This window comes from Bradyrhizobium sp. SZCCHNPS1003 (assembly GCF_032381555.1).
Classification (GTDB): Bacteria; Pseudomonadota; Alphaproteobacteria; order Rhizobiales; family Xanthobacteraceae; genus Bradyrhizobium.
This window is the reverse complement of sequence record NZ_JAUHIU010000007.1, coordinates 296,423-320,930: the sequence shown is the minus strand read 5'-3', so window position 1 is coordinate 320,930 and position 24,508 is coordinate 296,423. Positions and strand designations below refer to the sequence as shown.

General features: G+C 66.7%; 21 protein-coding genes and 1 riboswitch. Of the genes, 8 read left to right on the top strand and 13 right to left on the bottom strand.

Features of this window, described 5'->3' with window-relative positions; translation table 11 throughout:
* The first annotated feature begins 106 nt into the window (after positions 1–106).
* Complete coding sequence (locus tag QX126_RS14135; RefSeq protein ID WP_315781725.1) at positions 107–682, top strand: c-type cytochrome; 576 nt, start codon at positions 107–109, stop codon at positions 680–682.
* Positions 683–932: 250 nt separating this feature from the next.
* Here the strand turns inward: QX126_RS14135 and panE are convergent, their stop codons facing one another.
* From panE to QX126_RS14110, 5 genes are all read right to left on the bottom strand, one after another.
* Positions 933–1,856: a 2-dehydropantoate 2-reductase gene (panE, locus tag QX126_RS14130; protein ID WP_315781723.1), complete on the bottom strand. Its 924-nt coding sequence runs from the start codon at positions 1,854–1,856 to the stop codon at positions 933–935.
* Between the two features lie 116 nt (positions 1,857–1,972).
* On the bottom strand, positions 1,973–2,710 hold the full coding sequence (locus QX126_RS14125) for an SDR family oxidoreductase (RefSeq protein ID WP_315781721.1): 738 nt from the start codon (positions 2,708–2,710) through the stop codon (positions 1,973–1,975).
* A gap of 108 nt (positions 2,711–2,818) precedes the next feature.
* The gene (locus QX126_RS14120) at positions 2,819–3,427 is read right to left on the bottom strand and encodes a 2-hydroxychromene-2-carboxylate isomerase (protein ID WP_315781719.1); all 609 of its coding nucleotides are present in this window, start codon (positions 3,425–3,427) and stop codon (positions 2,819–2,821) included.
* Between the two features lie 104 nt (positions 3,428–3,531).
* Positions 3,532–4,830 (bottom strand): MATE family efflux transporter, encoded by a 1,299-nt coding sequence (locus QX126_RS14115; protein WP_315781756.1) that lies wholly within the window; start codon positions 4,828–4,830, stop codon positions 3,532–3,534.
* Between the two features lie 166 nt (positions 4,831–4,996).
* Positions 4,997–5,569, bottom strand: coding sequence for a DUF2239 family protein (locus tag QX126_RS14110; RefSeq protein ID WP_315781717.1), 573 nt, complete (start codon positions 5,567–5,569; stop codon positions 4,997–4,999).
* A gap of 164 nt (positions 5,570–5,733) precedes the next feature.
* On the opposite strand from QX126_RS14110, the gene QX126_RS14105 reads away from it, so the two are divergent.
* Positions 5,734–6,399, top strand: a complete 666-nt coding sequence (locus QX126_RS14105; RefSeq protein WP_315740652.1) for a glutathione S-transferase — start codon at positions 5,734–5,736, stop codon at positions 6,397–6,399.
* A 3-nt stretch (positions 6,400–6,402) separates the two neighbouring features.
* Here QX126_RS14105 and QX126_RS14100 read toward each other — a convergent pair whose 3' ends face one another.
* Both QX126_RS14100 and ggt read right to left on the bottom strand, forming a co-directional pair.
* Positions 6,403–7,809: a serine hydrolase gene (locus tag QX126_RS14100; protein ID WP_315781715.1), complete on the bottom strand. Its 1,407-nt coding sequence runs from the start codon at positions 7,807–7,809 to the stop codon at positions 6,403–6,405.
* Positions 7,810–7,976: 167 nt separating this feature from the next.
* Complete coding sequence (gene ggt, locus QX126_RS14095) at positions 7,977–9,683, bottom strand: gamma-glutamyltransferase (RefSeq protein ID WP_315740737.1); 1,707 nt, start codon at positions 9,681–9,683, stop codon at positions 7,977–7,979.
* Positions 9,684–9,852: 169 nt separating this feature from the next.
* On the opposite strand from ggt, the gene QX126_RS14090 reads away from it, so the two are divergent.
* A complete protein-coding gene (locus QX126_RS14090) occupies positions 9,853–11,256 on the top strand; it encodes an MFS transporter (RefSeq protein WP_315781713.1) in 1,404 nt (467 codons plus the stop codon).
* Between the two features lie 78 nt (positions 11,257–11,334).
* Here QX126_RS14090 and purH read toward each other — a convergent pair whose 3' ends face one another.
* From purH to QX126_RS14075, 3 genes are all read right to left on the bottom strand, one after another.
* Entirely contained in the window at positions 11,335–12,927 is a 1,593-nt protein-coding gene (gene purH, locus QX126_RS14085) for a bifunctional phosphoribosylaminoimidazolecarboxamide formyltransferase/IMP cyclohydrolase (protein ID WP_315777314.1), read from the bottom strand.
* A 23-nt stretch (positions 12,928–12,950) separates the two neighbouring features.
* A riboswitch (ZMP/ZTP riboswitch) is annotated at positions 12,951–13,031 on the bottom strand.
* 170 nt (positions 13,032–13,201) lie between these two features.
* Complete coding sequence (locus QX126_RS14080) at positions 13,202–14,917, bottom strand: heparinase II/III family protein (RefSeq protein WP_315758723.1); 1,716 nt, start codon at positions 14,915–14,917, stop codon at positions 13,202–13,204.
* 244 nt (positions 14,918–15,161) lie between these two features.
* Entirely contained in the window at positions 15,162–16,514 is a 1,353-nt protein-coding gene (locus QX126_RS14075; protein WP_315781711.1) for an RsmB/NOP family class I SAM-dependent RNA methyltransferase, read from the bottom strand.
* Positions 16,515–16,709: 195 nt separating this feature from the next.
* Here QX126_RS14075 and QX126_RS14070 point away from each other — a divergent pair, with 195 nt between their 5' ends.
* On the top strand, positions 16,710–16,964 hold the full coding sequence (locus QX126_RS14070) for a DUF1674 domain-containing protein (protein WP_315740657.1): 255 nt from the start codon (positions 16,710–16,712) through the stop codon (positions 16,962–16,964).
* Positions 16,965–17,048: 84 nt separating this feature from the next.
* Here QX126_RS14070 and QX126_RS14065 read toward each other — a convergent pair whose 3' ends face one another.
* Together QX126_RS14065 and acs are read right to left on the bottom strand one after the other, a co-directional pair.
* Positions 17,049–17,543, bottom strand: coding sequence for a L,D-transpeptidase (locus QX126_RS14065; RefSeq protein ID WP_409999098.1), 495 nt, complete (start codon positions 17,541–17,543; stop codon positions 17,049–17,051).
* Positions 17,544–17,771: 228 nt separating this feature from the next.
* Positions 17,772–19,724 carry an acetate--CoA ligase gene (gene acs / locus QX126_RS14060; protein WP_315758728.1) on the bottom strand — a complete coding sequence of 651 codons (1,953 nt, stop codon included), beginning with the start codon at positions 19,722–19,724 and terminating at the stop codon, positions 17,772–17,774.
* A gap of 377 nt (positions 19,725–20,101) precedes the next feature.
* Here acs and QX126_RS14055 point away from each other — a divergent pair, with 377 nt between their 5' ends.
* Positions 20,102–21,289, top strand: a complete 1,188-nt coding sequence (locus tag QX126_RS14055; protein WP_315770588.1) for a DNA topoisomerase IB — start codon at positions 20,102–20,104, stop codon at positions 21,287–21,289.
* Between the two features lie 12 nt (positions 21,290–21,301).
* Here the strand turns inward: QX126_RS14055 and QX126_RS14050 are convergent, their stop codons facing one another.
* Positions 21,302–21,670, bottom strand: coding sequence for a hypothetical protein (locus QX126_RS14050; RefSeq protein ID WP_315781708.1), 369 nt, complete (start codon positions 21,668–21,670; stop codon positions 21,302–21,304).
* A gap of 482 nt (positions 21,671–22,152) precedes the next feature.
* Between QX126_RS14050 and QX126_RS14045 the strand changes: the two genes are divergently transcribed.
* From QX126_RS14045 to QX126_RS14035, 3 genes are all read left to right on the top strand, one after another.
* Positions 22,153–22,707 carry a fasciclin domain-containing protein gene (locus tag QX126_RS14045; protein ID WP_315777310.1) on the top strand — a complete coding sequence of 185 codons (555 nt, stop codon included), beginning with the start codon at positions 22,153–22,155 and terminating at the stop codon, positions 22,705–22,707.
* A 215-nt stretch (positions 22,708–22,922) separates the two neighbouring features.
* On the top strand, positions 22,923–23,576 hold the full coding sequence (locus QX126_RS14040) for a cytochrome b/b6 domain-containing protein (RefSeq protein WP_315781706.1): 654 nt from the start codon (positions 22,923–22,925) through the stop codon (positions 23,574–23,576).
* 14 nt (positions 23,577–23,590) lie between these two features.
* Positions 23,591–24,373 carry a molybdopterin-dependent oxidoreductase gene (locus QX126_RS14035; protein ID WP_315781704.1) on the top strand — a complete coding sequence of 261 codons (783 nt, stop codon included), beginning with the start codon at positions 23,591–23,593 and terminating at the stop codon, positions 24,371–24,373.
* The last annotated feature ends 135 nt before the right edge of the window (positions 24,374–24,508 follow it).

The following is a 24,508-nucleotide window of genomic DNA, read 5'->3' as shown; positions in this document are numbered from 1 at the left end:
GATCAAGGACGACGTGCCGCACCCGGTCGCGGGTTTCGGGCATCGTCCGCGCGCCAAAGCAATGATGGGAGCGAGAACGCCTGCGATGAATCCAGGGACCTCCAGAATGCACCAGGTGATGGCCGCCGCGCTGATGCTCATGCTTGCGGCGCCTCCGGCCCATGCCGCCGATATCGAAGCGGGCAAGGCCAAGGCCGAGCTCTGCGCCGGCTGCCACGGCGAGAACGGCATCTCGCAGACCGAGAACATTCCTTCGCTCGCCGGCCAGCAGGATCAGTTCATCCAGTGGCAGCTCGTGTTCTTCCGCGCCGGCACGCGCAAGAACGAGGCGATGAAGCCGATCGTCGATCAGCTCACCAACGAGGACATCCGCAACCTCGGCGCCTATTTCGCCTCGCTGCAGCCGGCCAAGGCGCCGCCGGACAACGATCCGGATCTGTCGGCCAAAGGCGCGCAAGCCGCCGCCGGCCGGCGCTGTGCCTCATGCCATCTCGACAGCTATGCCGGCACCAAGGGCGTGGCGCGGCTCGCCGGCCAGCGCGAGGAATATCTCGTCAAGGCGCTGCACGACTACAAGTCCGGCCAGCGCGTCGGTGGCAGCCAGGCCGCGATGACCGATGTTGCCTATCCGCTAAGCGGCGAGGAGATCACGGCGCTGGCGCATTATCTGGCGCATCTGTAGTTGCTGGTGATGGGATGGGGTCTCGCGCCACACCCACAGCTGTCGTCCCGGACAAGCCTGCCGACGCGAAGCGTAGGCGGGCGCCGATCCGGGACCCATACCGCGGAGTCCATCGAGGGACTTCGCTGCGAGTTGCCTGCCTCACCACGGCCGCGGAGTATGGGTCCCTGCGTTCGCAGGGACGACACCTGTACTTGCCGCGGGACTGTGCCTGATCAACCTGAATCGCCTGATTATCCGGCCACTGCGGTCAACTTTGCCGCTGCGCCTCGTACACCTTGAGCTGCGTGTAGGATATGCGCAGGCGCGGCACCGGGACCTTGGCGGCATCGGCGCGGGCGACGAGATCGCCGATGACGTGATCGGCCTCGACCGGAAGGCCGGCGCTGAGATCGCGGAACATCGAGGCGGTCATCGGTGATCCCTCCGCGGTGAGCATGCCGGAGACGCGCTGGAAGAACGCGCCGGCTGGGGGGTAGCCTGCGGCCGCAGCGGTGGCGCTGCATTCGTCGAGCATGCCGAGCAGGAAATCCTTGCCGCCCGGCGCGGTCAGGATCACGCCGACCGGCGCACGCATCAATGTGGTCGATGCAGCGAGCGAGGACAGGAACACCCACTTCTCCCACATGTCCTGCATGACGTGGTCGCTGGCCGACGCATTGAAATTCCCGCGCCGGAAAATCTCGAAGATCGCGCGGACGCGGTCCGACGATCCGCCGTCGCGCTCGCCGAAGCTCAGCGATTGCATCGGCTGCAACTGCACGACCTCGCGCTGCTCGTTCAGGGTCGCGGCGATGGCGCAGAGCCCGCCAAGCACGCGCGCGCGCCCGAACCTGGCGTCGAGCACGTCGAGATGCTTCATGCCGTTGAGCAGCGGGATGATCGCGGTGTTCGGACCCACGGCCGGCGCGAACGAGGTGATCGCATCGTCGAGGTCGTAGGCCTTGCAGCTCAGCAGCACGACGTCGAAGTGCTGCTTCAGAGTGTCCGCCTGTACGGTCGGCGGATTGGGGAGGGTGACGTCACCGGTCGGACTGCGGATCACGAGGCCGGCACTGGCGAGTTCAGCCGCGCGGCGCGGGCGGACCAGGAAGGTGACATCGGCGCCGGACTGCAGCAGCCGGCCGCCGAAATAGCCGCCGATGGCGCCGGCGCCGACGACGAGAATACGCATGGGTAGGTCCTCTCTCTCAGCGAGGTCTCATCATGCAGGAGCGAATAGCGAATGGCGAGTAGCGAATGGGGATGGCCACCATGCCCTACTCGCTACTCCCTGTTCGCCATCGCTTCTCACCATTTCTCGCCAAACGGACGGATCTCCATCTCGAAGGTCCAGGCGCTCTTCGGCTGCTGGTAGAGCTGCCAATAGGCACCCGCGACCGAGGCCGGCGGCATCAGCAGGTCGGGATTGTCCAGCGCCTCCTTGCCCCAGAGTTGGGCGCGGCGCTCGCGCACCCAGGCGGTATCGACGCCGGAATCGATGATCAGGTGGGCGACATGGATGTTCTGCGGCATCAGTTCGCGCGCCATCGCCTGCGCCACCGCGCGCAGGCCGAACTTGGCCGAAGCGAAGGCGGCATAGCCGGAGCCGCCGCGCAGCGAGGCGGTCGCGCCGGTGAAGAAGATCTTGCCGCCGCCGCGGGGCAGCATCAGCCGGGCGGCCTCGCGCCCGGTGACGAAGCCGGCCCAGCACGCCATCTCCCAGACCTTGCGGAACACGCGGTCCGTCGTCTCGAGGATCGGGAAATTGACGTTGGCGCCGACATTGAAGATCAGGACCTCGAGCGGCGCATGCCTGTCGGCGTCGTTGAGGAAGGCGGTGGTCTCGTCCTCCTTGCGGGCATCGAGCGCGCGCGCCACGATCCGCCCGCCAGCGGCCTCGACCTCCGCGACCAGCGGCGCGAGCTTCTCGCCATTGCGCCGGCCGGCGAACACCGTGAAGCCTTCGGACGCGAATTTCTTGACGATCTCGGCGCCGATGTAGTCGCCGGCCCCGACGACCGCGACGGTAGCGTTGCGCTGTTGCATGCTTGCTCTCCCGATCTCACTCCAGCGTCATTGCGAGGAGCGAAGCGACGAAGCAATCCAGCCTTGCTTTGCGGCGGGATCGCGTTGCTGCGCTCGCGATGACGGCGATCACTTGCCCAGGATGTATTCCTCGACGTCGCGCAGCTGCTCCTTGCCGAAGAACATCTCATTGCCGACGAAGAACGTCGGCGAGCCGAACGCGCCGCGCTCGACCGCGCGCTGGGTGTTCTCCACGAGCTTCGCCTTGACCTCGGGCTCCTGGGCGCGGGCGAACAGCTTGGCCCCGTCGAGCCCGGACGATGTGATCGCGGCGATCGCGATCTCGGGATCGTCCATCTTCTTCGGCTCGCGCCACATGTGGTGGAACGCCGCGTCGACATAGGCCTCGAACACGCCCTCGAGCTCGGCCGCGATCGCCGCGCGCATCAGGTTCAACGTATTCACCGGGAAGTACGGGTTCCAGACCCAGGGCTGCACCTGATAGCGCTTGAGGAAGCGCTGGGTCTCGACCTCGTGGAATTCACGCTTGTTCTTGATGCCGGCGAGTGACTCGGCCGGTGACTTGTTGTTGGTCGCCTTGAAGATGCCGCCGAGCAGCACCGGGACATAATAGAACTGGACGCCGATCCGCTTCACGATCGCCGGGATCGCCTCGTGGCTCAGATAGGCGTTGGGACTGCCGAAGTCGAACATGAATTCTGGCGCCGGACGGCTCATGGGCGGTCTCCTCGATTTTTCGCATTGTGGTCCAGCGCAGCAGCCCCGTCCAGGGTTTTATGACGGTCATCATATTCCAGCGGCCGGGAGGCATCGAGGGTGCATCAGATCATCCTGTGCACGGTGCGCTTGCGCCAGACCAGGAGATAATAGCTCATCTGCAGCAGCATCATCGCGGCGAACGTGATGGGATAGGCGAGCCAGACGCCGTCGAGCCCGATGCTGCGGCTGAGCCAGGTGGCGGCGGGCACCTCGATCGCGGCGATCGCAAACGCCGAGATCGCCAGCGGCATCCACACCGTCCCGGAGGCGCGCATCGCCGACGAGAACGTGATGGACATGCCGAACAGCACGGAGCTCCACAGCACGATGTGCAGCGAATGCTGCGCCACCTCGATGACGGCAGGGTCGGTGATGAAGAGTCCCATCAGCACCCGTGAGAACAGATAGCCGATCGCGACCAGGCCGCCGGTCAGCACCACGTTCATCTCGATGCCCGTGCGCACGATGTCGCCGATCTGCTCGGCCTGGCCGCGGCCGATCGCCTGGGCGCCGAAGATCGAGACCGAGATCGCGATCGACAGCGCCGGAAACTGCACATAGCCGAGCACCTGATTGACCGCGCCATAGGCCGCCGTCGCGTCCGAGCCGAAGCCGTTGACGAGGCCGATCAGCACCATTTCGGCCAGCGACATCACGATCATGCCGATCGCGGCGGGGATGCCGAGCCGCAACACCGCCCGCAACAGTTTCGCGTCCGGCAGCATGCCCCGCAGGAACGCGGCATCGATCGCCAGCGGGTGCTTGCGACGGCGCAGATGGACATGGAGCCAGGCCAGCGTCGTCAACGTCGAGATCGCCGAGGCCCAGGCGGCGCTGGCGACGCCGAGCACGGGCGCGCCGAGCCAGCCGCGGATGAAGACCGGGGTGAGCACCAGCCCGAGCGTGGTCGATGCGGCGAGCGAGGCCAGCGGCGTCACGGTGTCGCCGACGCCGCGCATCTGCGACGACAGCAGGATGTAGGCGAAGGTCAGTGGCATCGTGATCATCATGATGCGGGCATAGCCCGCGGCTGCATCAAGGATGTTGGCGGGCGTGGCGAGCGCGGTCAGCAATTGGCGGCTGAACACGCCGCCCAATACCGCGATCAGGCCGCCGAGCAGCAGCGCAATGGTCAGCGTCGTGCCGGCGACCTGCTTCACCTTCGCGGGCTCACCGGCGCCCCAGGCCTGGCCGATCAGAACGCCGGCACCTGAGCCGAGGCCCATGACGAAGGAGACGAAGAAGAACATCGCCGGGAAGAACACCGAGACCGCGGCGAGCGCATCGACGCCGATCATCTGGCCGAGATAGACGTTGTTGATGGTGCCGAACAGCGACTGCAGGATGTTGCTCAGCATCATCGGAACGACGAACGTCAGGAACGGCTTGCGCAGCGAGGCGGTTGGCGGCGACACGGCATGTTTCTCCGTCGACCGCTCTTCATTCGGAGTACGGTCGCGTTGCGAGGAATTGGAATGAGAGCGGCCGCGAACGGCCGCTCTCATTGGCCGTTGAAATCAGCCGATCTCACTCGGCGCGGTGGCGGTGCGCGAGCGCGACGGCGTGGTCGCGGATGTCGGCCGGCCAGTCCGCGATCAAGGCGGCGAAGCGGCCGAGATCGCCGGCGAACAGCGCCCGCGACGCCTCCTCGAACTGCGGCAGGTTGCTGCCGATCCCGGACATGAAATGATAGGCCGCATCGCGTGCCTCACGGGCGCGGTCGGTGTCGCCGCTGGCACGGCGGGCGTCGTGGACCAGCTTGCGCAGTGCGACCGAGGCACCGCCCGGCTGCGCGTTCAGCCAGTCCCAGTGCTGCGGCAGCAAGGTCACCTCGCGGGCCACGACCCCGAGCTTCGGCCGGCCGCGGCCACGCGGCTCGGTCGGCCCTTGGTTCGCGGCCGCGCCGGCTTCGACCGGCAGGCGCGCCAGGATCTCCCGGTCGCTGCCGCGCAGATCGAGGTCGATCGGCTGCCCGGTGCGGTCGCTGAAAATCACGATCGGCTCGGTGCCCGGCGCGGCGTGTTTCAGCACCAGTGCCACCTTGGGCAGCGGCCCGGCGGCAACCCGGGTTTGGCCGGCAAATGCGGTGAAGGTGTCCATATCGGCAGTCCCATGTGATAACCCTAATAAAACCCGGGTGAAATTAAAGTCAATATTACCCGGGTAATTATTTCATGCCGGGGTGAGGATCCCCGCGCCTCGCCGAACCCGTCCTGTCCTGCTACGGAACGGCGCCCGCCACCCGATCCGTCCCTGGAAACCCCATGCTGACCGTTCACCACCTCAACAATTCCCGCTCGCAACGCGTGCTCTGGTTGCTCGAGGAGCTCGGCGTGCCCTATGAGATCATTCGCTACGAGCGCCAGCCCGACATGCGGGCGCCGAAGGAGCTGCGCGCCATCCACCCGCTCGGCAAGTCGCCTGTCATCACCGACAACGGCAACACTGTCGCCGAATCCGGCGCCATCGTCGAATATCTGATCGAGACCTACGGCAATGGCCGCCTGATCCCGCCGCCGAAGACACCGGAGCGGCTGCGCTATTCCTATTGGCTGCATTACGCCGAGGGCTCGGCGATGCCGCTGCTGCTGCTGAAGCTGCTGTTCAACATTATGCCGAAGCGAGCGCCGGCGCTGCTGCGTCCGATCGTGCGCAAGGTGTCGAACCAGGCCTTGAGCACACTGGTCAATCCGCAGCTGAAGCAGCACATGGCGTTCTGGGAAAGCGAGCTGCAGAAAAGCGAGTGGTTCGCCGGCGATTCGTTCACCGCGGCCGACATCCAGATGAGCTTCCCGCTGCAGGCGGCGGCATCGCGCGGCGGCCTGGAGCAGGGCCATCCGCGGGCGATGGATTTCCTCGCGCGCATCGAGGCGCGGCCTGCCTACAAGATCGCGCTGGAGAAGGGCGGGCCCTACGAGGTCGGCCGCTGAGCGCTATTTTGTGGCCGTCGCCGGCGCCGCGGTCGCCGCAATCACCTCGCGCACCAGCCGGGCGACGCCTTTGATGTCGCCGTTCGGATCCACGGAATCGCCGAGCCGGACCACGACCATGCGCTGGCTCGGCATGATCACCAACCGCTGGCCGAGCAGGCCGAAGGCGAAGAACGCGTCCGGTGGCATTCCCGCGCGGGCACGTCCCTGCGCGTGAAAATGCTGGCTGCGGTTGGTCCACAGCCCGGCGCCGTAGTCGGTGTCCAGCGTCGCAGTTGCCGACATCGCGACCCAGCCTTCCGGGAGAATGCGCCGGTCACCGACGACGCCGTCGCCGAGATAGAGCAGTCCGAGCTTCGCCCAGTCGCGCGCGCTCGCCAGCATGTTGCCGTAGCCCTGAACGGTCCCGCTCCCATCGTATTGCAGCGTCGCGCTGCGCATGCCGAGCGGGTTGAACAGCTCGCGCCAGGCCAGCTCGATGGTCTGCTCCGGTCCCCCGGCGGCGTCGCGGATGATGCGCGCCAGGATCTGGGCGCTCGCGCTCGAATAGGCCCAGCGCTGGCCGGGCGGCGCGATCAACGGCGCATGCACCGCGAACGCCGCCATGTCGCGGTGGATGTCCATCTGGCTCGACGGATCGAAGCCGGAATTGGTCTCGTCCAGCGCCAAGCCTGATGTCATGCGCATCAACTGCTCGATCGTGATGTCGTGGCGCGGATCTCTGGCCTCGCGCCACTCCGCGACCGGCGCCGGGATCGACGGGCTCAGCTTGCCCTGCCGGGTGAGGATGCCCAGCAGGGCATTGGTGACCGTCTTGGTCATCGAGAAGCCCACAAGTGGCGTATCGACGCCGATGCTCGGCGCATAGCGCTCTGCGATCAGGTGACCATCCTTGACGACGACGACCGCCTTGGTGCGGCGGAACGGCGGGCTGGCCGGCTCCTCGAAGGCATGATCGAGCGCCGCCTTCAGCGCGGGATCGCTGGGCTCCACCGCCGTGTTTTCCGCGAAGTCGGGCAGGGCGGGAGCAGGCCCCGCAGCACGCAGCGCAGCGACGTCGGTGTGCGGCAGGTAAGGCGGCTTCTGGCCCTGGAGCGTCACGCAACCGAGGCCGTCGTGAAACGAGGCGCGGGTGGCGTGCAGGCCGAGCAGCGACGCCTCCACCAGGCGCATGTCGGGCTCCACCCGGTAGCGCATTACGGCCCGCAACCGGCGCAGACCGGGCCGTTCCATGGTCTCCGCAAACACCGTTTGCGGATCGAGGCCGGAGACGTAGGTCTTGGCGCAGATCATCTCGGCGACCGCGCTGGTCGCAACGCGCAGCGCCCGGTCAGGCCGATAGGTGAGCCACCCCGCCACCAGCAGGGCCGCAAATACCAGCAGACCGACCACGAATCTTCGCAAATGCACCAGAACGTCCGACACCGTCTCGCGGGCGAGCCTCGCTGCGCCCTGGTATACTTCTAACGCGCCTCGGTCACCACGCCAACGGAGGGAAGCGGGTGAAGGGCCCCGCCAGGCGGCGGCAAATCGTCATCCGGGGCCACGATGTCCGACATCGCCTGGGAACCGGCGCCTCAGCGCCCGGCTGCGGTGGCGCCCTTGCTGCGCGGATCCGGCGCGCCGACGAATCCATCGGACGTCACCAGGATGGAGTTGGCCGAGGTCCGTCCCATCGGCTCCTCGATCTTGTGACCTCGGGCGCGCAGACCGGCGAGCACGTCATCGGCAAAACCCTTCTCGATTCGGACCTCGTCGGGCATCCATTGGTGATGCAGGCGAGGCGCGGTGACGGCCTGTCGGACGTCCATCCGATAGTCGAGCACGTTGACGGTCACCTGCAGCACGGTCGAGATGATGCGGCTGCCGCCCGGGGAGCCCGTGACGAGCACGGGCTTGCCGTCCTTCAGCACGATGGTCGGCGACATCGACGACAGCGGCCGCTTGCCGGGACCGGGCAGATTGGCCTCGAAGCCGACCAGGCCGAAGGCGTTGGAGGCGCCGGGCGCGGCGGTGAAATCGTCGAGCTCGTTGTTGAGCAGCACGCCGGTGCCCTCGGCGACGAGGCCGACGCCATAGGGGAAGTTCAGCGTGTAGGTGTTGCTGACGGCATTGCCGTCATTGTCGACGACCGAGAAATGCGTGGTGTTGCTACCCTCCCGCAGCGGCGTGGTGTTGAGCACGTCGCCGGCGCTGGTGGCGTGCGCGGGATCGATCCCGGCGCGCTGGCGCGCGGCATAGTCCTTCGACAGCATCGCGCGCACCGGCGCGTCGACGAAGGCGGGGTCGCCGAGATAGCGCGCACGATCGGCATAGGCACGCTTCATTGCCTCGATCAGCAGATGCAGCGACGCGGGCGAGCCCTGCTTCAGCTCAGCGAGCGGAAAGCCTTCGAGGATGTTCAGCATCTCGACCAGCACGGTGCCGCCCGACGACGGCAGCGGCATCGACACGATGTCATAGCCGCGATAGGTGCCGCGCACCGGCGTGCGCAGCACCGGCTGGTAGGATTTGAGATCGTCCGCTGTCATGATGCCGCCGGCATCCTGGATCGCCTTGGCGAGTTGGTCGGCGACCGGCCCTTCATAAAATCCGCGCGGGCCCTGCTCGGCAATGGCGGTGAGCGTCGCCGCCAGATCGCGCTGGATCAGCCGGTCTCCTTCCCTCAGCACCGTGCCGTCGGGACGAATGAAGATCGCGGCCGACGATTTCCATTTGGCCAGCCGCGGCGCCATCATCGGCAGGGTGACGGCAACGTCGTCGGTGACCGGGATGCCGTCGCGCGCCAGCACGATCGCCGGATGCAGCAACTGCGCCAGCGTGAATTTGCCCGAGCCGTATTTCTCCAGCGCCAGCGCGAGACCTGCGACCGATCCGGGCACGCCGATCGACAGCGCGGAGTCGCGCGACTTGGCATTGTCGGGCTTGCCATCGGCGCCGAGGAAGATGTCGCGCGTGATGGCAGCGGGGCCGGTCTCGCGATAGTCGATCGCCACGTCCTCGTTGGTCCTGGCGATGTGAATGACCATGAAGCCGCCGCCGCCGATGTTGCCGGCAACGGGATAGGTGACGGCCATCGCAAAGCCCGTGGCAACGGCGGCATCGACCGCATTGCCGCCCAGCGCGAGGATGCGCTGGCCGACCTCGGCCGCGATCCGCTCCTGCGCCACCACCATGCCATGAGCGGGCGGCTGCGCCGGCGCGGCGACACCGGGTGGCTGCGGGATGTCGATGGCTTGCGAATCCAGCGCCCGCGCCGGCAGGCAGCCGGCCAGCAACAGCATGAAACCCGCAAGGAGCCGTCGTCGATCAATCGTGAACGTGGTCATCGCAATTCCGCCGTTGCTGACATCCGCCTGGGATCGTCAGATGTTATAGGGCCCCGTCGCCGGCGTAAAACGCAACGCCGTGATCGTCGCGAGATGCGACGCCGTGATTGCAGAGGATTTTCGAATGGCCGTCATCACGATCGAGACCTCTGGCCCTGCCGACGGCCGAATCTATCCCGGGCGCGCGGCCGTCGTCAGCTGGATCTTCTTCGATTGGGCGGCGCAGCCCTACTTCACGTTGATCACGACCTTCGTCTTCGCGCCCTATTTCGCGGCGCATGTCGCGCCGGACGCGGCGAGCGGCCAGGCGCTGTGGGGCTTTGCGACCGCCGCGGCCGGCATCGTCATCGCGCTGCTGTCACCGGTGTTCGGCGCCATCGCCGATGCCACTGGGCGCCGCAAGCCGTGGATCGCGGCGTTCGGCGCGATGCTGGTGATCGGCGCCTCGCTGATGTGGATCGGGCGTCCCGGCGCGCCCGAGCTGATCCCGCCGCTGCTCGCAGCCTATGTGATCGCCACCATCGGGGTCGAGTTCGCCACCGTGTTCAACAACGCGATGATGCCGACCCTGGTGCCGCCGGAACGCATCGGCCGGCTGTCCGGCACCGGATGGGCCACCGGCTATGTCGGCGGCATCCTCTCGCTCGTCATCGTGCTCGGCTTTCTCGCCGCCAATCCAGACAGCGGCCGCACGCTGTTTGGATTCAAGCCGCTGTTCGGGCTCGATCCGGTGAGCCATGAAGGCGACCGCATCTCCGGTCCGCTCACCGGGCTCTGGTTCATCGTGTTCGTGCTGCCGATGTTCCTGTTCACGCCGGACTTTCCGGCGCGGCACCGGTTGGGCGCGGCCGTGCGCGAAGGCATCGGTCAGTTGAAGGAGACATTGCGCAGCCTGCCGCAGCAACGTGACGTTGCGTTCTTTCTCCTCGCCAACATGATCTACACCGATGGCCTCGTCTCGCTGTTCGCCTTCGGCGGCATCTATGCCGCTGGCACGTTCGGCTGGAACACGATCCAGATCGGCACCTTCGGCATCATCCTCGCCGCTGCCGGCACGTTCGGCGGCTGGCTCGGCGGCAAGCTGGATGATTTCCTGGGGCCGAAGCGCGTGATCGCCGGCAGCATGACCTTGCTGCTGCTCGCGATCATCGCGATTCTCATGGTGAGCCGCGAGTCGATTCTGTTCATTCCGGTCACGCCGGCTGCGCCCGGCGGCCCGCTGTTCGCCTCGCTGCCGGAGCGCGCCTACCTGCTGCTCGGCTGCATCATCGGCGCCTGCGGCGCGCCGCTGCAGGCGGCCTCGCGCTCGCTGCTGATCCGGATGGTGCCGAAGGAGCGCGTGGCGCAATATTTCGGTCTGTTCGCGCTCACCGGCAAGGTGACGTCGTTCATCGGGCCATTGCTGATCGGCACCATCACCGCGGTCACTGCGAGTCAGAAGGCCGGCATGGCCGTGCTCGTGCCGTTCTTTGCGGTGGGGCTGGTGTTGCTGGCGCGGGTCAACTCAGACCGTCATGCCCGGGCTTGACCCGGGCATCCATCCCGCTTCGACACGCTCTTCTTCAGACGATGGATTGCCGGGTCAAGCCCGGCAATGAGGACCTCGCTAGTGCCGGAAGTGCCGCACGCCGGTCAGCACCATGGCGATGCCGTGCTCGTCAGCCGCCTTGATGACCTCGTCGTCCTTCACCGAGCCGCCCGGCTGGATCACTGCGGTGGCGCCGGCCTCGATGCAGGCGAGCATGCCGTCGGCGAACGGGAAGAACGCGTCGGAGGCGACGACCGATCCCTTGGTCAGGGGCTCGGCGAGCTTCAGCTCCGCGGCCGCATCCAGCGCCTTGCGCGCGGCGATGCGCGCCGAATCGACCCGGCTCATCTGCCCGGCGCCGATGCCGACCGTTGCCGAATCCTTGGCATAGACGATGGTGTTCGACTTCACGTGCTTGGCGACGCGGAAGGCGAAGCGCAGGTCACGCAGCTCGGCCTCGGTGGGCGCGCGCTTGGTCACCACCTTCAGCTCCATGTCATCGACGACGGCATTGTCGCGGCTCTGCACCAGCAGGCCGCCGGACACCGTCTTCGCGGTCAGGCCGGCCTCGCGCGGATCGGGCAGGGCGCCGGCGAGCAGCAGCCGCAGTTTCTTGCGGCCGGCGATGATGGAGATCGCCTCCTCGGTGGCGTCGGGCGCGATGATCACCTCGGTGAAGATGCCGGTGATCGCGCGTGCCGTGGCGGCGTCGAGCTTGCGGTTCATCGCGATGATGCCGCCGAACGCCGAGGTCGAATCGCAGGCCAACGCCTTCTGATAGGCGGTGACGAGATCGGGCCCTTCCGCGACGCCGCAGGGATTGGCGTGCTTGACGATGACACAGGCGGCGGTGCGCGCCGGGTCGAACTCGGCGATGCACTCATAGGCCGCGTCGGTGTCGTTGATGTTGTTGTAGGACAGCTCCTTGCCTTGGAGCTGGCGTGCGGTGGCGACGCCCGGACGGCGGCCGGGAAGCGCGTAGAATGCCGCATGCTGATGCGGGTTCTCGCCATAGCGCAGTGACTGGATCAGCTTGCCGCCGAAGGCGCGGTAATCGGGCGCGTCGTTCTGGATGGTGGCGGCGAACCAGTTGGAGATCGCGGCGTCATAGGCGGCAGTGCGCGCATAGGCCTTGGCAGCAAGCCGGCGGCGCAGCAGCAGCGTGGTCGAGCCGTCATGCCGCGTCAGGTCGTCGAGCACGGCGTGATAGTCGTTGACGTCGACCACGACGGCGACGTCCTCGTGGTTCTTCGACGCAGCGCGGATCATCGCCGGGCCGCCGATGTCGATGTTTTCGATGCAGTCGTTGAACGCGGCGCCGCGCTCGACCGTGGCCTCGAACGGGTAGAGGTTGACGACGAGCAGGTCGATCGGCGCGATGTCGTGGCTCTTCATCGCCGCCGCATGCTCATCATTGCCGCGGATCGCGAGCAGGCCGCCATGCACCTTGGGGTGCAGGGTCTTGACGCGGCCGTCCATCATCTCCGGAAAGCCGGTGAGGTCGGAGACGTCCTTGACCTTCAGGCCGGCCTCGGAAATCGCCCTGGCGGTGCCGCCGGTCGATACGAGCTCGACACCGCGCGCCGCAAGCGCGCGCGCGAACTCGACCAGACCGGTCTTGTCGGAAACGGATAACAGGGCACGGTGAACGCGACGAAGCTGATTGGTCATGGGCAGAGTCCTTGTGCAGGAGTTCAATTTGCCCAGGCGCACGGCGGTCAATCCCGCGCTCCCCGATGGTGCTCCATCCAAAGTCGCCAGTCGCACGAGAGCGGGCCTCATATCAGCTTTTGCCGCCCGCGACAACGGGTGGGCGATCAAACGATCATCTTGGCCTCACAGCTCACCATGTGGGTGCACGGTCTCGCCCGAACATCGGCCGCGTCCCGAGGGCCCGCCGAAGGCGGACGGCTCGGGACGGTGATGTGAGATGATGTGAGAAGCGTTACAGCGGCAATTCCGGCTCTCTCCGAGCATTGCGGCGTCCGTTGGTCTCGGTCGGCGACGCCGACGAGCGCACGAAGCTCCAGCGGATCGATGGGGCTTGCTGCGCGTCCTGCCGGATCACCAGTTGCGTGGTGCGGCGCGGACCGTCATTGCCGGCGAGAAACACGCTGTCCTCGAGATCGACGCGATCGTCGAACGTCTCGAACGTCCAGACCTCGCGATTGGGCAGCACCAGCATGGCGCCGCGGCCGTCGCTGAGCCGGCTGGCCTTGACGGCCGGATGCAGGTGGAAGCGCAGCGCGTAGTCCGAGCCGCCGCCGCGAAGACGGGCGCCCTGCGCCGGCGTCACGGTGTCCTCGCCGTCCAGCCGGGAGCCGTCCTCGGCCGCCACCAGCACGCGGCGGTGGACGAGGCCGAACTTCGCCGCGTAGCCATTGTGCGAGGTCGACAGCACGGTGCCGTCAGGCACGACCTCGCGGAAGTTCTCGACCCGCGTCGGACCCGACACGATCGGCGCGCCATGCAGCAGGCGCTTCATCGCCGACATCTCGACGAAGGTGCAGGACGAGGTGTTGTGATAGGTCAGCGTCGAATGCGCCACCGTGCTGCGCGCGAAGGCGCGCCAATTGTCGCGGCCGGTCGACGGCATGCCGCAATTGATCACGATGCGGCACGGTCCGGAGGACATCTCGAAGGCGAGACAGCCGGCATGGGCCTCATGGCTCAGATGCGGCGGCGGCGGCGCACCGGTGTCGACGATCACCGTCATCGGTCCGGCGTCGAGCCGCTGGAAACCGGAATGCGGCATGCTCGCCATCGGCGTGCCGTGGGTGTCGTCATAGGCGAGCAGGGTCGCCAGCAGGTCGGACGGGGTGCCGCCCATGCCATTGAACAGCGCCATGTTGCCGTCGCCGTGCCGGAAGAAGCGCAGCATCGGCATCATGCGGTCGATGGCGTTGAGCAGCGCCGGCGGCGGGGCGATGTTGCGGGCCGCAAACGTCTGCCGCAGCGGCAGCAGGTCGATCAGCAGCTCGATCAGCGCGCCCGGATTGCGCGACACGTGGCCGCCATCGGGCAGGATCTGCCGCTGCAATTCGTCGGAGAGTTTTCGGGTCGCGCTGCGGATGTGCTTGGCCTGGTTGGCGAGGCACAGCGCCGCGTAACACAGTGCGATCAGCACCTGCAGCCGCGGCGCGCCATCCGGGATGTCGATGGTCGAATAGCGCAGATAGCGGATCTCGCGGGTCAGCCCCCGAAGATAGCGGCGGTAGAACTTGCCGTCGGAATCGGCCAGCACCAGCGGCGCCTGCGACAGCAGCGAGATCACCCGCCGGGCCAGCACGTCGGCGCGCCGGCTCAGCGGATGGCGGCCGATCTGGTTGGTGATCCAGTCGTCGACCAGGGCACGGGCGTTGGCGCGGGTCAGCGCGGTGTCGGCTGCGCGCAGATGTCGCAGCCAGCCGAAGCCGAGCAGGGCGACCTCCCAATCCTCCGATGGCGGCTCCAGGTCGAAGATCGAGCGGCCATGGCAGGTCACGATCTTGCCGGCGAAGACGAAGCGGCCGGCATAGATCTCGGCGGCCCGCGTCGCGTCCGAAGTGCGCAGATCATGCGGCGCAATGATGAGTCGGTCCGCCCGTCCGGGCCACAAGCCGGACACGGATACCGATACACCGCTGACGTTGGACATCAGGCTGCGCGCAAAGCGGCCCATCACCAGCGTCGATATGCGTCTGCGTTGAGCGGCGGACACGCCAAGCCTTGGATTCAGAGGGGGATTCGGTTGCGCATCCTTCATAGATCGCAACTGCCGCCGATACACCATTTTTGGCCCCGGTGCAGCACCATCGCGGGACCAGAATCTGGTGCAAAATCAGGATTTAACGGACTAACGCAACGCCGACGCCCTCAACCCGCGACCGACGCAGGGCCGGCGCACGGCGCGCACGATGACACGCTCACGGCCGCCGCTCCAGTCTCGCCGCATAAAAACCGTCGAGACCGCCAAGCCGGGGGTCCTGGTGCGGCAAATGGCAGGGCAGAGTGCGCAGGTCGCCGGCCGGGGTGACCAGCTCGGCCAGCCCCGCCACCTCGCCAGGGGTGACGGGGATGCGGCGCAGCTCGGTGGTTTCGGCCAGCACGCGCTCGACCACCTGCTCGCCCTCCTCGGGCTCCAGCGAACAGGTACAGTAGACCAGGGTTCCGCCCGGCTTGAGCAGGCCGCTCGCTCGGGTCAGCAGCCGCGCCTGGAGTGCTGACAGGGCGGCGATGTCGGCCTCGCTGCGCAACCAGCCGACATCGGGATGGCGCCGAATGGTGCCGGTCGAGGTGCAGGGGGCATCGAGCAGCAGGCCGTCGAAGCCGCCGCTTTCGGCGGGCTGCCATTCGGCGGCATCGGCCACGACCGTCTCGGCCGTGAGCTGCAGCCGGGTCATGTTGTCCTTCAGCCGGTTCATCCGGGCCGGCGACCGGTCGACCGCGGTGACGCGGGCGCCGGCGTGGGCGAGCTGGGCCGTCTTGCCGCCGGGTGCGGCGCAGAGGTCGGCGATGGTCTTGCCGCCGACGTCGCCGAGCAGCCGTGCAGGCAGGGCGGCGGCGGCGTCCTGCACCCACCATTGGCCCTCGACGAAGCCCGGCAGGACTGTCACCGAACCATGCAGCACGGTGCGCACGGTCCCGGTCGGCAGCACCTCACCATGCAGCCGCGACGCCCATTGCGCCGGGTCCGACTTCACTGTCAGGTCGAGCGACGGCTCCTGGCCGAGCGCCGCGGCGATGTCCTTCGCGGTCGCTTCGCCGTAATGATCGATCCAGCGCTTGAGCAGCCAGGGTGCGATGTCGAGCGGCTGGCCGGTGGCGTCGTCGAGCAGGCCCGCACCCTCGCGCGCGCAGCGCCGCAGCACCGCGTTGACGAGCCCGGCATACTTCGCGGCGCGGCGGTCGGCCTGGACCAGGCGGACGGAGAGGTCGACGGCGGCGTGGTCGGGGACGTCCATCCACAGGATCTGGGCGGCGCCGATCAAGAGCGCGCTCTGCGCCCGCGGCGCGTCGGTCGGCACGCCGCGATCCAACAGCCGCGACAGCACGTGGCCGAGCGTTCCGAGCCGCCGCAGGGTGGTGGCGACCAGCCGGCGCATCAGCGCGCGGTCGCGGTCGGCGAGATGCTTCAGTCCGGGATGCGCGCCGGTTCCGTCGAGCTGATCGTCGAGGGTGCGATGCTTGTGCAGCACGCCGTCAACCACGTCGGCGGCGATGCGGCGTGCCGCCAGGCCTGGGACTTCGGAAGGGGTCGCAAAACGCGGCGGAGGCATGCCTGGGAATTACTCGCGAAAGAAGAAAGGCAGTTCCGCGACGATCGGGTGCATGCCATCAGCTTGCGGGTCCTCTGTCACCGGAATATGCCAAATGTAAGAATCGGCTCCGCATTTTTTAGACCTGTTTTATCGCGTGCGCTCACACGATCTGATGATATCGGGAACGATCCGGTTCAACGGTGGAATGGTACGATGAGTAACGAGCCCAAGAGTGAGTCCAAGAGCGGGCCTGAGACCAGGCCCGCATTGTCGGTGGTCGCCAGCAACGACAATCCGCGCAAGCCGCTGACGCCGGCCGCGCAGCGCGCGCTGGCCGAGGCTGAGGAACGCCGCCGACTGGCAGCAGAACAGACGAAGCCGATGCCGACGGAGTTGCAGGGGCCGAAAGGGCCGGAGCCGACCCGTTACGGCGACTGGGAGAAAAAGGGAATCATCTCGGACTTCTGACGGGATGTCCGCGCGCGACGTTCGCGGTTCGGCGCCGGGCTCGTCGGTCCCGCGTTCTCCGCGCTCCCGGATCGCAGCGGTGACTCAGCGCGTGACCACCACAGTTGTGCCGATCGATACGCGCTCATAGAGATCGGTGATGTCGGTGTTGAGCATGCGGATGCAGCCGTAGGACACGTAGCCGCCGACCGAGTTCGGCACGTTGGTACCATGGATCGCATATTCGCCGCCCGCGAGCGTCATGGCGGCGACGCCCATCGGGTTCTGCGGCGAGCCGCCGGGGATCACGTCGGGGATGTTGGGCTTGTCGCGCTTGACGTCGGCCGGCGGCGCCCAGGCCGGATATCTGTACTTGCCGTCGATCTTGGTGGTGCCGGCCCATTGCCGGCCGGCCTTGCCGACGCCGACCGTGTAGCGCATGGCGTGGCTGCCATCGAGCACGAGATAGAGCTTCCGCTCGCCGGTCCTCACCACGATCGTGCCCGGCGAATAGTCGCCGGCGATGGCGACCAGCTCGGGACGGGCCGACGCAGAGTCGGCAGTCGTGACCATGGCTCCGACCACCGACGCGGCCACCATCGCGGCCTCTATTGTCAGCCCGACCGCCCCAGTCCGCATTTCCATCCCCTCAGGCCGTTCCGCGGCGCCTGCTCCCCGGCCGGGAGCACGCGGATGGCTTGAGGAAAGAAAAACTTCGTCCGCAAGTAAATGACCTGAAAACAACACTCCCGCGGAATCAGCCGCGGGAGTGCGATGAGCCTTGACGACTGCGGCGAGCGCGTCTCGCGCCCGCCGGGCATGGCGTGCCTACGCCTGCTTCTCCTTGCGGTTCTGACGGTGCTGCACGAGGTCGTCGACCACGCCGGGATCGGCGAGGGTCGAGGTGTCGCCCAGCGCGCCCGGCTCGTCCTCGGCGATCTTGCGCAGGATGCGGCGCATGATCTTGCCGGAGCGGGTCTTGGGCAGGCCAGGGGCGAACTGGATCTGGTCGGGCGAGGCGATCGGGCCGATCTCCTTGCGCACCCAGGCGACGAGCTCCTTGCGCAGCTCCTCGCTCGGCTGCTCGCCGGCCATCAGGGTGACATAGGCGTAGATGCCCTGGCCCTTGATGTCGTGGGGATAGCCGACCACGGCGGCTTCCGAGACCTTGGCGTGGGCGACCAGCGCGCTCTCCACCTCGGCGGTGCCCATGCGGTGGCCGGAGACGTTGATGACGTCGTCGACGCGGCCGGTGATCCAATAGTAGCCGTCGGCGTCGCGGCGGCAGCCGTCGCCGGTGAAGTACTTGCCCTTGTAGGTCGAGAAGTAGGTCATCTCGAACCGGGCATGGTCGCCATAGACGGTGCGCATCTGGCCCGGCCAGGAGCGGGTGAGGCAGAGATTGCCTTCGGTCGCGCCCTCCAGCGGCTTGCCGTCGGCATCGACGATCTCCGGCACGACACCGAAGAACGGCCGCGTCGCCGAACCCGGCTTCAATTTGGTCGCGCCCGGCAGCGGCGTGATCAGGATGCCGCCGGTCTCGGTCTGCCACCAGGTGTCGACGATCGGGCAGCGGTCGTCGCCGACGACGCGGTGATACCACTCCCAGGCTTCCGGATTGATCGGCTCGCCGACCGAGCCGAGCAGGCGCAGAGACGCGCGCGAGGTCTTCTTGACCGGCCCGTCGCCGCCCTGCATCAGGGCGCGGATCGCGGTCGGCGCGGTGTAGAAGATGTTGACCTTGTGCTTGTCGATGACGTTCCAGAACCGCGAATTGTCAGGATAGTTCGGCACGCCTTCGAACATCAGCGTGACAGCGCCATTGGCCAGCGGCCCATAGAGGATGTAGCTGTGGCCGGTGACCCAGCCGACGTCGGCGGTGCACCAGTAGACGTCGCCGTCGTGATAGTCGAACACGTATTGATGCGTCATCGCGGCGTAGACGAGATAGCCGCCGGTGGTGTGCAGCACGCCCTTGGGCTGGCCGGTCGAGCCCGAGGTGTAGAGGATGAACAGCGGATCCTCCGCATGCATCGGCTCGCACGGGCACTCGGTGGTCACCATCTCCGCGGCCTCGTGGTACCAGAGGTCGCGGCTCGGGTTCATCTCGATCTTGCCGCCGGTGCGCTTGACCACGACGACCCAGTCGACATTGTCGACCTTGTTCAGCGCGGCATCGACATTGGCCTTGAGCGGCACCTTGCGGCCGCCGCGCAGGCCCTCGTCGGCGGTGATGATGATCTTGGAATCGCAGTCCTTGATGCGCTGGGCAAGCGAGTCCGGCGAGAACCCGGCGAACACCACCGAGTGGATGGCGCCGATGCGGGCGCAGGCCAGCATTGCATAGGCGGCTTCCGGAATCATCGGCAGATAGATGGTGACGCGATCGCCCTTCTTGACGTTGCGGTTGCGCAGGATGTTGGCCATCCTGCACACCTCGTCGTGCAGCTCGCGATAGGTGATGCGCTTGGATTGCGAGGGGTCGTCGCCCTCCCAGATGATCGCGGTCTGGTCGCCGCGGGTGGCGAGGTGACGGTCGACGCAGTTGTAGGCGGCGTTGAGGACGCCGTCCTCGAACCATTTGATCGAGATGTTGCCGGGGGCGAAGGAGACGTTCTCGATCTTCGTCGGCGCCTTGACCCAGTCGACGCGCCTGGCCTGCTCGGCCCAGAAGCCGTTGGGATCCTTGATCGAGCGCGCGTACATCTCCTGGTACTTCGCGTCGTCGACAAAGGCGCGTTTCGCCCACTCGGCCGGAACGTCGTAGATCTTCTCGGACATTTCACACCCTCCACATGCGGCCCGCCGTGGTCCAGCGCAGGCCGTCGTTGTTCCCACTATGCGTCCGCGTAACCGGCGGCGACAAGGCAAGACAAGTAGAACCTTCGGCGGGGACCCGGTCTGCGCAGGATCAAAGAATTGTGCGCGGAGGTTGCGGCAGCCGGCCGCGCGGCAGAGGTCGCGACAATCAGCAGCATCAAGGTTACCCAGAATCGGGTCGCCGTCCGGTATTTTGAAACCGCTTTGCCCAAAATTAGGGACTCGCTATCCGGCCCATCACGCCCTAAATCGCCTTGAAGCTGTGGATAACTGGGCCGGAACCAAACCGGACTCCGGGGCATTGAGCGGATCAACACGACGGCAGGGCGTCTAAAGCAATGATGGACCAGCAGAATTTCGAGAGCCCGCGGGTCGGCCCGGCCGACGCCGAGGTCGCGCTCGCGAAAGCGCTGGGCCAGTGGCCGTCCAAGCCGCCGCGCCGCAAGCTGACCTTGAAGGATCTGGCCCACGCCAAGACCGCCGACGCCCAGGGCAATGCCAAGACCTCGGTCGAGGAGCTCGCCAAGCGCATCGGGCTGAAGCTCGGTGACCAGGCCGAGCTGACCATCCGCCGCATCAAGCGCGGCAAGAGCTATACCTTCATCCGCGCCAATGGCACCCCGATCCGCCACGCCGGCACGATCCGCCGCCTGCACGCCATGGCGGTGCCGCCGGCCTATCGCGAGGTACGCTACGCCCCCGACCCGAGCCTGCACCTGCAGGCGGTCGGCGTCGATGCCGCCGGCCGGCTGCAATACCGCTATCACGCCGACTGGGAGAAGGTGCGCGAGCATCGCAAGGCGCATCGCCTCGCCAAGCTCGTCGGCGCGCTGCCGCGCATCCGTCGCGCGGTATCGAAACATCTTGCCGGCGACGAGCCGACGCGCGAGTTCGCGCTCGCAGCCGTGATCGAGCTGATTGCGCGCACCGCGATCCGCCCCGGCAACGAATCCTATGCGCGGCTGAACGGCACCCGCGGCGCCACCACGCTCTTGAAGTCGAACGTCGCGCTCGAGGACGACAGCCTGGTGCTCACCTTCAAGGCCAAGGGCGGCAAGGCCGTGCGCAAGGAATGCGACGCCGCCAAGTTGGTGCGGGCCGTCGGCATCCTGCGCGGTGTGCCCGGCCGGCGCATGTTCCAGTATCGCGACGCGCAGGGCGTCGTGCGTGCGGTCTCGACCACGCAGGTCAATGCCTTCCTGCGCGAGATCGCTGGCATCAAGATCTCGCTGAAGGATTTCCGCACGCTGATGGCCTCCGCCGTCGCGCTGGAGACCTTGTCGCGGATCACGCCGGCGCCGAGCGCGCGCGGCCGCAAGAAGCAGATCCTGGAAGCGATCCGCGCCGCCGCCGACGAGCTCACCAACACGCCGGCGATCTGCCGCCGCAGCTATGTGCATGACACCATCGTCACGGCGTTCGAGGACGGCATTCTCGAACGCTTCGCCGCCACCATGAAGGGCCAGCGCTCGCAGACGCGGCGCGAGCAATTGCTGGCGCAAGTGGTGACGGCCGTCTCGGCCTGACGCAGCTAACGATCAAGCCTGGCAGCGCGTCCCGATCTTGGCCGACGCAAGGAAGCGGGCGATCGGATCGAGCTGCCGGCACGGCACCGCCGCGCTCTTCACCGTCGCGGCCTCGCGCTTGGCCGGCCGCAGCACGGTCGACTTGCTGGCCGGCTTGGCACGGCGGGCAGCCGACGCACCACGTCCCTCCGCGCGCACGGCCCTCGAGAGCAGCGGCAGGCGCGCGCCTTCGTTGAGATCGAGCGGCGGTGATTCGAAACTGCGATCGGACTCGTTCAACGTATCAACGCCGGGAATCGGCTCGCGGATCAGCGACGACGTCGCTTCGCCCGCGATGTCGCCGGGCGATACCGCGGCAAGCACCATCTTCGTTGCAAGCAAGCAGCAGATTATCACGAGGCAGAACCCCGCAATCCAGATCGTTCTGTTCACTGTAGGAAACCCCCGCCGATCGCGCCGGACAGTGCGGGACATCCCCTTCCCGCAGCCGGCGCCGTGCCGACCAATCAACCTTAAGAAAGTCTTACTCGCAATGTTTTCGGCAGGTTCGGCCGGGCTCGGCTCGCATTGTAGTTAATGACGACGATGATCGGTCATCGGCATCGGCCAATGACCGACAGAGAGCTGATCAGTTCGCAGCAGGCTGCGACATTGCGGCGCGGATCTCGTTCAATGAGTCGGCGAGACGATCTCGATGCCCTGAGGTTTCACGGATCACGTTAAGTTATTCGCCGAAACCAGCTTCCAAAAGCGTCCGTAGCTCGGCTCGACACGACGCGAGAGCAACAGCGCTCTCCAACGCATCGATGTCGCAGTCGAACTCATCGTGCGGCTCTGCCGCTGTCTTCATTAGGGAGCTACCCATGTCCAAGCGCATTGCCTTTCTCGCTGCCGCCGCCTTCGGCGCGCTGTCGCTGACCTCGACCTTCGTCGCGCCCGCCAGCGCCGAGGAGAAGACCGTGATGGTCGGAGGCGCGGCGATGTATCCGTCGAAGAACATCGTGCAGAACGCGGTCAACTCGAAGGATCATACGACGCTGGTCGCCGCGGTGAAGGCCGCGGGCCTGGTGCCGACGCTGGAAGGCAAGGGCCCGTTCACGGTGTTCGCGCCGACCAACACCGCCTTCGGCAAGCTGCCGGCCGGCACCGTCGACAGCCTGGTCAAGCCGGAGAACAAGGCGACGCTGACCAAGATCCTCACCTACCACGTCGTGCCCGGCAAGCTCGAGGCGTCCGACCTGAAGGACGGCCAGATGCTGAAGACGGTCGAGGGCGAGCAGCTCACCGTCAAGCGCGAGGGCAGGAACGTCATGATCGTCGACGCCAAGGGCGGCACTTCGATGGTGACGATCCCGAACGTCAACCAGTCGAACGGCGTCATCCACGTGGTCGACACCGTGCTGATGCCGGCGTCGTGAGGCCCGGCGCGACACCGGACACATCCGTTTCTTCCTCCTCCTCGCGGATGTGACCAGGAGCGAGCCGGGCCACCCCGGCTCGCTTTTTTGTGAACGCGATCGATTCTGCCTATCGTTTTGATCGGCGCCGCGGGTGTAACGGAGCCCGCCGAGCCGGCGTATACTTGGCGTGACGAATGCAAGCGACGTAAATGCAAGCGACGGAGCCGACCGCCATGACGAGCGCCACCACCAGCGCCCCCTCGACCCTCGCGGCGACCGAGGGGCCTGCAACCGCAGTCGCGACCAAAGTCATTCAGCCGGCCTGGGTGCGCGTCATGCATTGGATCAACGCCGTCGCGATGATCATGATGATCATGTCGGGCTGGCAAATCTACAACGCCTCGCCGCTGTTCGACTTCCGCTTCGACCGCAGCTTCACGCTCGGCGGTTGGCTCGGCGGCGCGCTGCTGTGGCATTTCGCGGCGATGTGGCTGCTGATGCTGAACGGCCTTGCCTATCTCGTCACCGGTCTCGCTACCGGCCGGTTCCGCCGCAAGCTGCTGCCGATCTCGCCGGCGTCCGTCATCGCCGACCTCAAGGCCGCGCTGACCTTCAAGCTCGCCCATGACGACCTCACCGTCTACAACGCGGTGCAGAAGCTGCTCTATCTCGGCATCATCTGCGTGGGCATCGTCGTCGTGCTCACAGGCCTGTCGATGTGGAAGCCGGTGCAGCTGCACTGGCTGGTGAGCCTGTTCGGCGACTATCCGGCGGCGCGCTACGTCCATTTCGTCTGCATGGCGCTGATCTGCGCTTTCCTGGTGATCCATATCCTGCTCGCGCTGCTGGTGCCGAAGAGCCTGCGCGCGATGATCATCGGCCGCTGAGAGGAGAGACAGCCATGGCGAAACGTCCGTTCTTCATTCCCGGCGTCGACAAGCGGCTCCTGATCAAGGACTCGCTGAAGGTGATGCCCGATCTCACGCGGCGCCGCTTCATCACCGGTGGCGCCAGCCTCGGCGCGCTGACCTTGCTCGCCGGCTGCGACGTCGTCGATGGCGACACCGCCGAGGAGCTGCTCAAGAAGGTCTCGAAGTTCAACGACGCGGTGCAGGCCTGGATGTTCAATCCGGACGCGCTGGCGCCGACCTTCCCGGAGAGCGCGATCACCAAGCCGTTCCCGTTCAATGCCTACTACACGCTCGACGAGGCGCCGGAGATCGACGCCGCCGACTGGAAGCTCGAGGTGCGCGGCCTCGTCGACAACAAGAAGTCGTGGACGCTCGACGAGCTGCATGCGCTGCCCCAGGTGACGCAGATCACGCGCCACATCTGCGTCGAGGGCTGGAGCGCGATCGGCTCCTGGACCGGCACGCCGCTGCGCGATTTCCTCAAGCTGATCGGCGCGGACACCCGCGCGAAATATGTCTGGTTCAACTGCGCCGACAAGGACGGCTACAACTCGCCTCTGGACATGCGCACCGCGCTGCATCCGCAGACCCAGATGACCTTCAAGTTCGCCGACCAGATCCTGCCGCGCGCCTATGGCTTCCCGATGAAGATCCGCGTCCCCACCAAGCTCGGCTTCAAGAACCCGAAATACGTCGTCGCGATGGAAGTCACCAACGATTACAAGGGCGGCTATTGGGAGGACCAGGGGTACAATTCGTTCAGCGGGAGCTGAAGACGTCGATCGATTGAGCCGCGATCGCCGCCACATCCTCCGCTGTCGTCCCGGCCTTGAGCCGGGACCCATAGCCACCGGCGGTGATGACGCGGGCAACTGGCAGCCTCGTCCCTCGATGGCTTCCGCGGTATG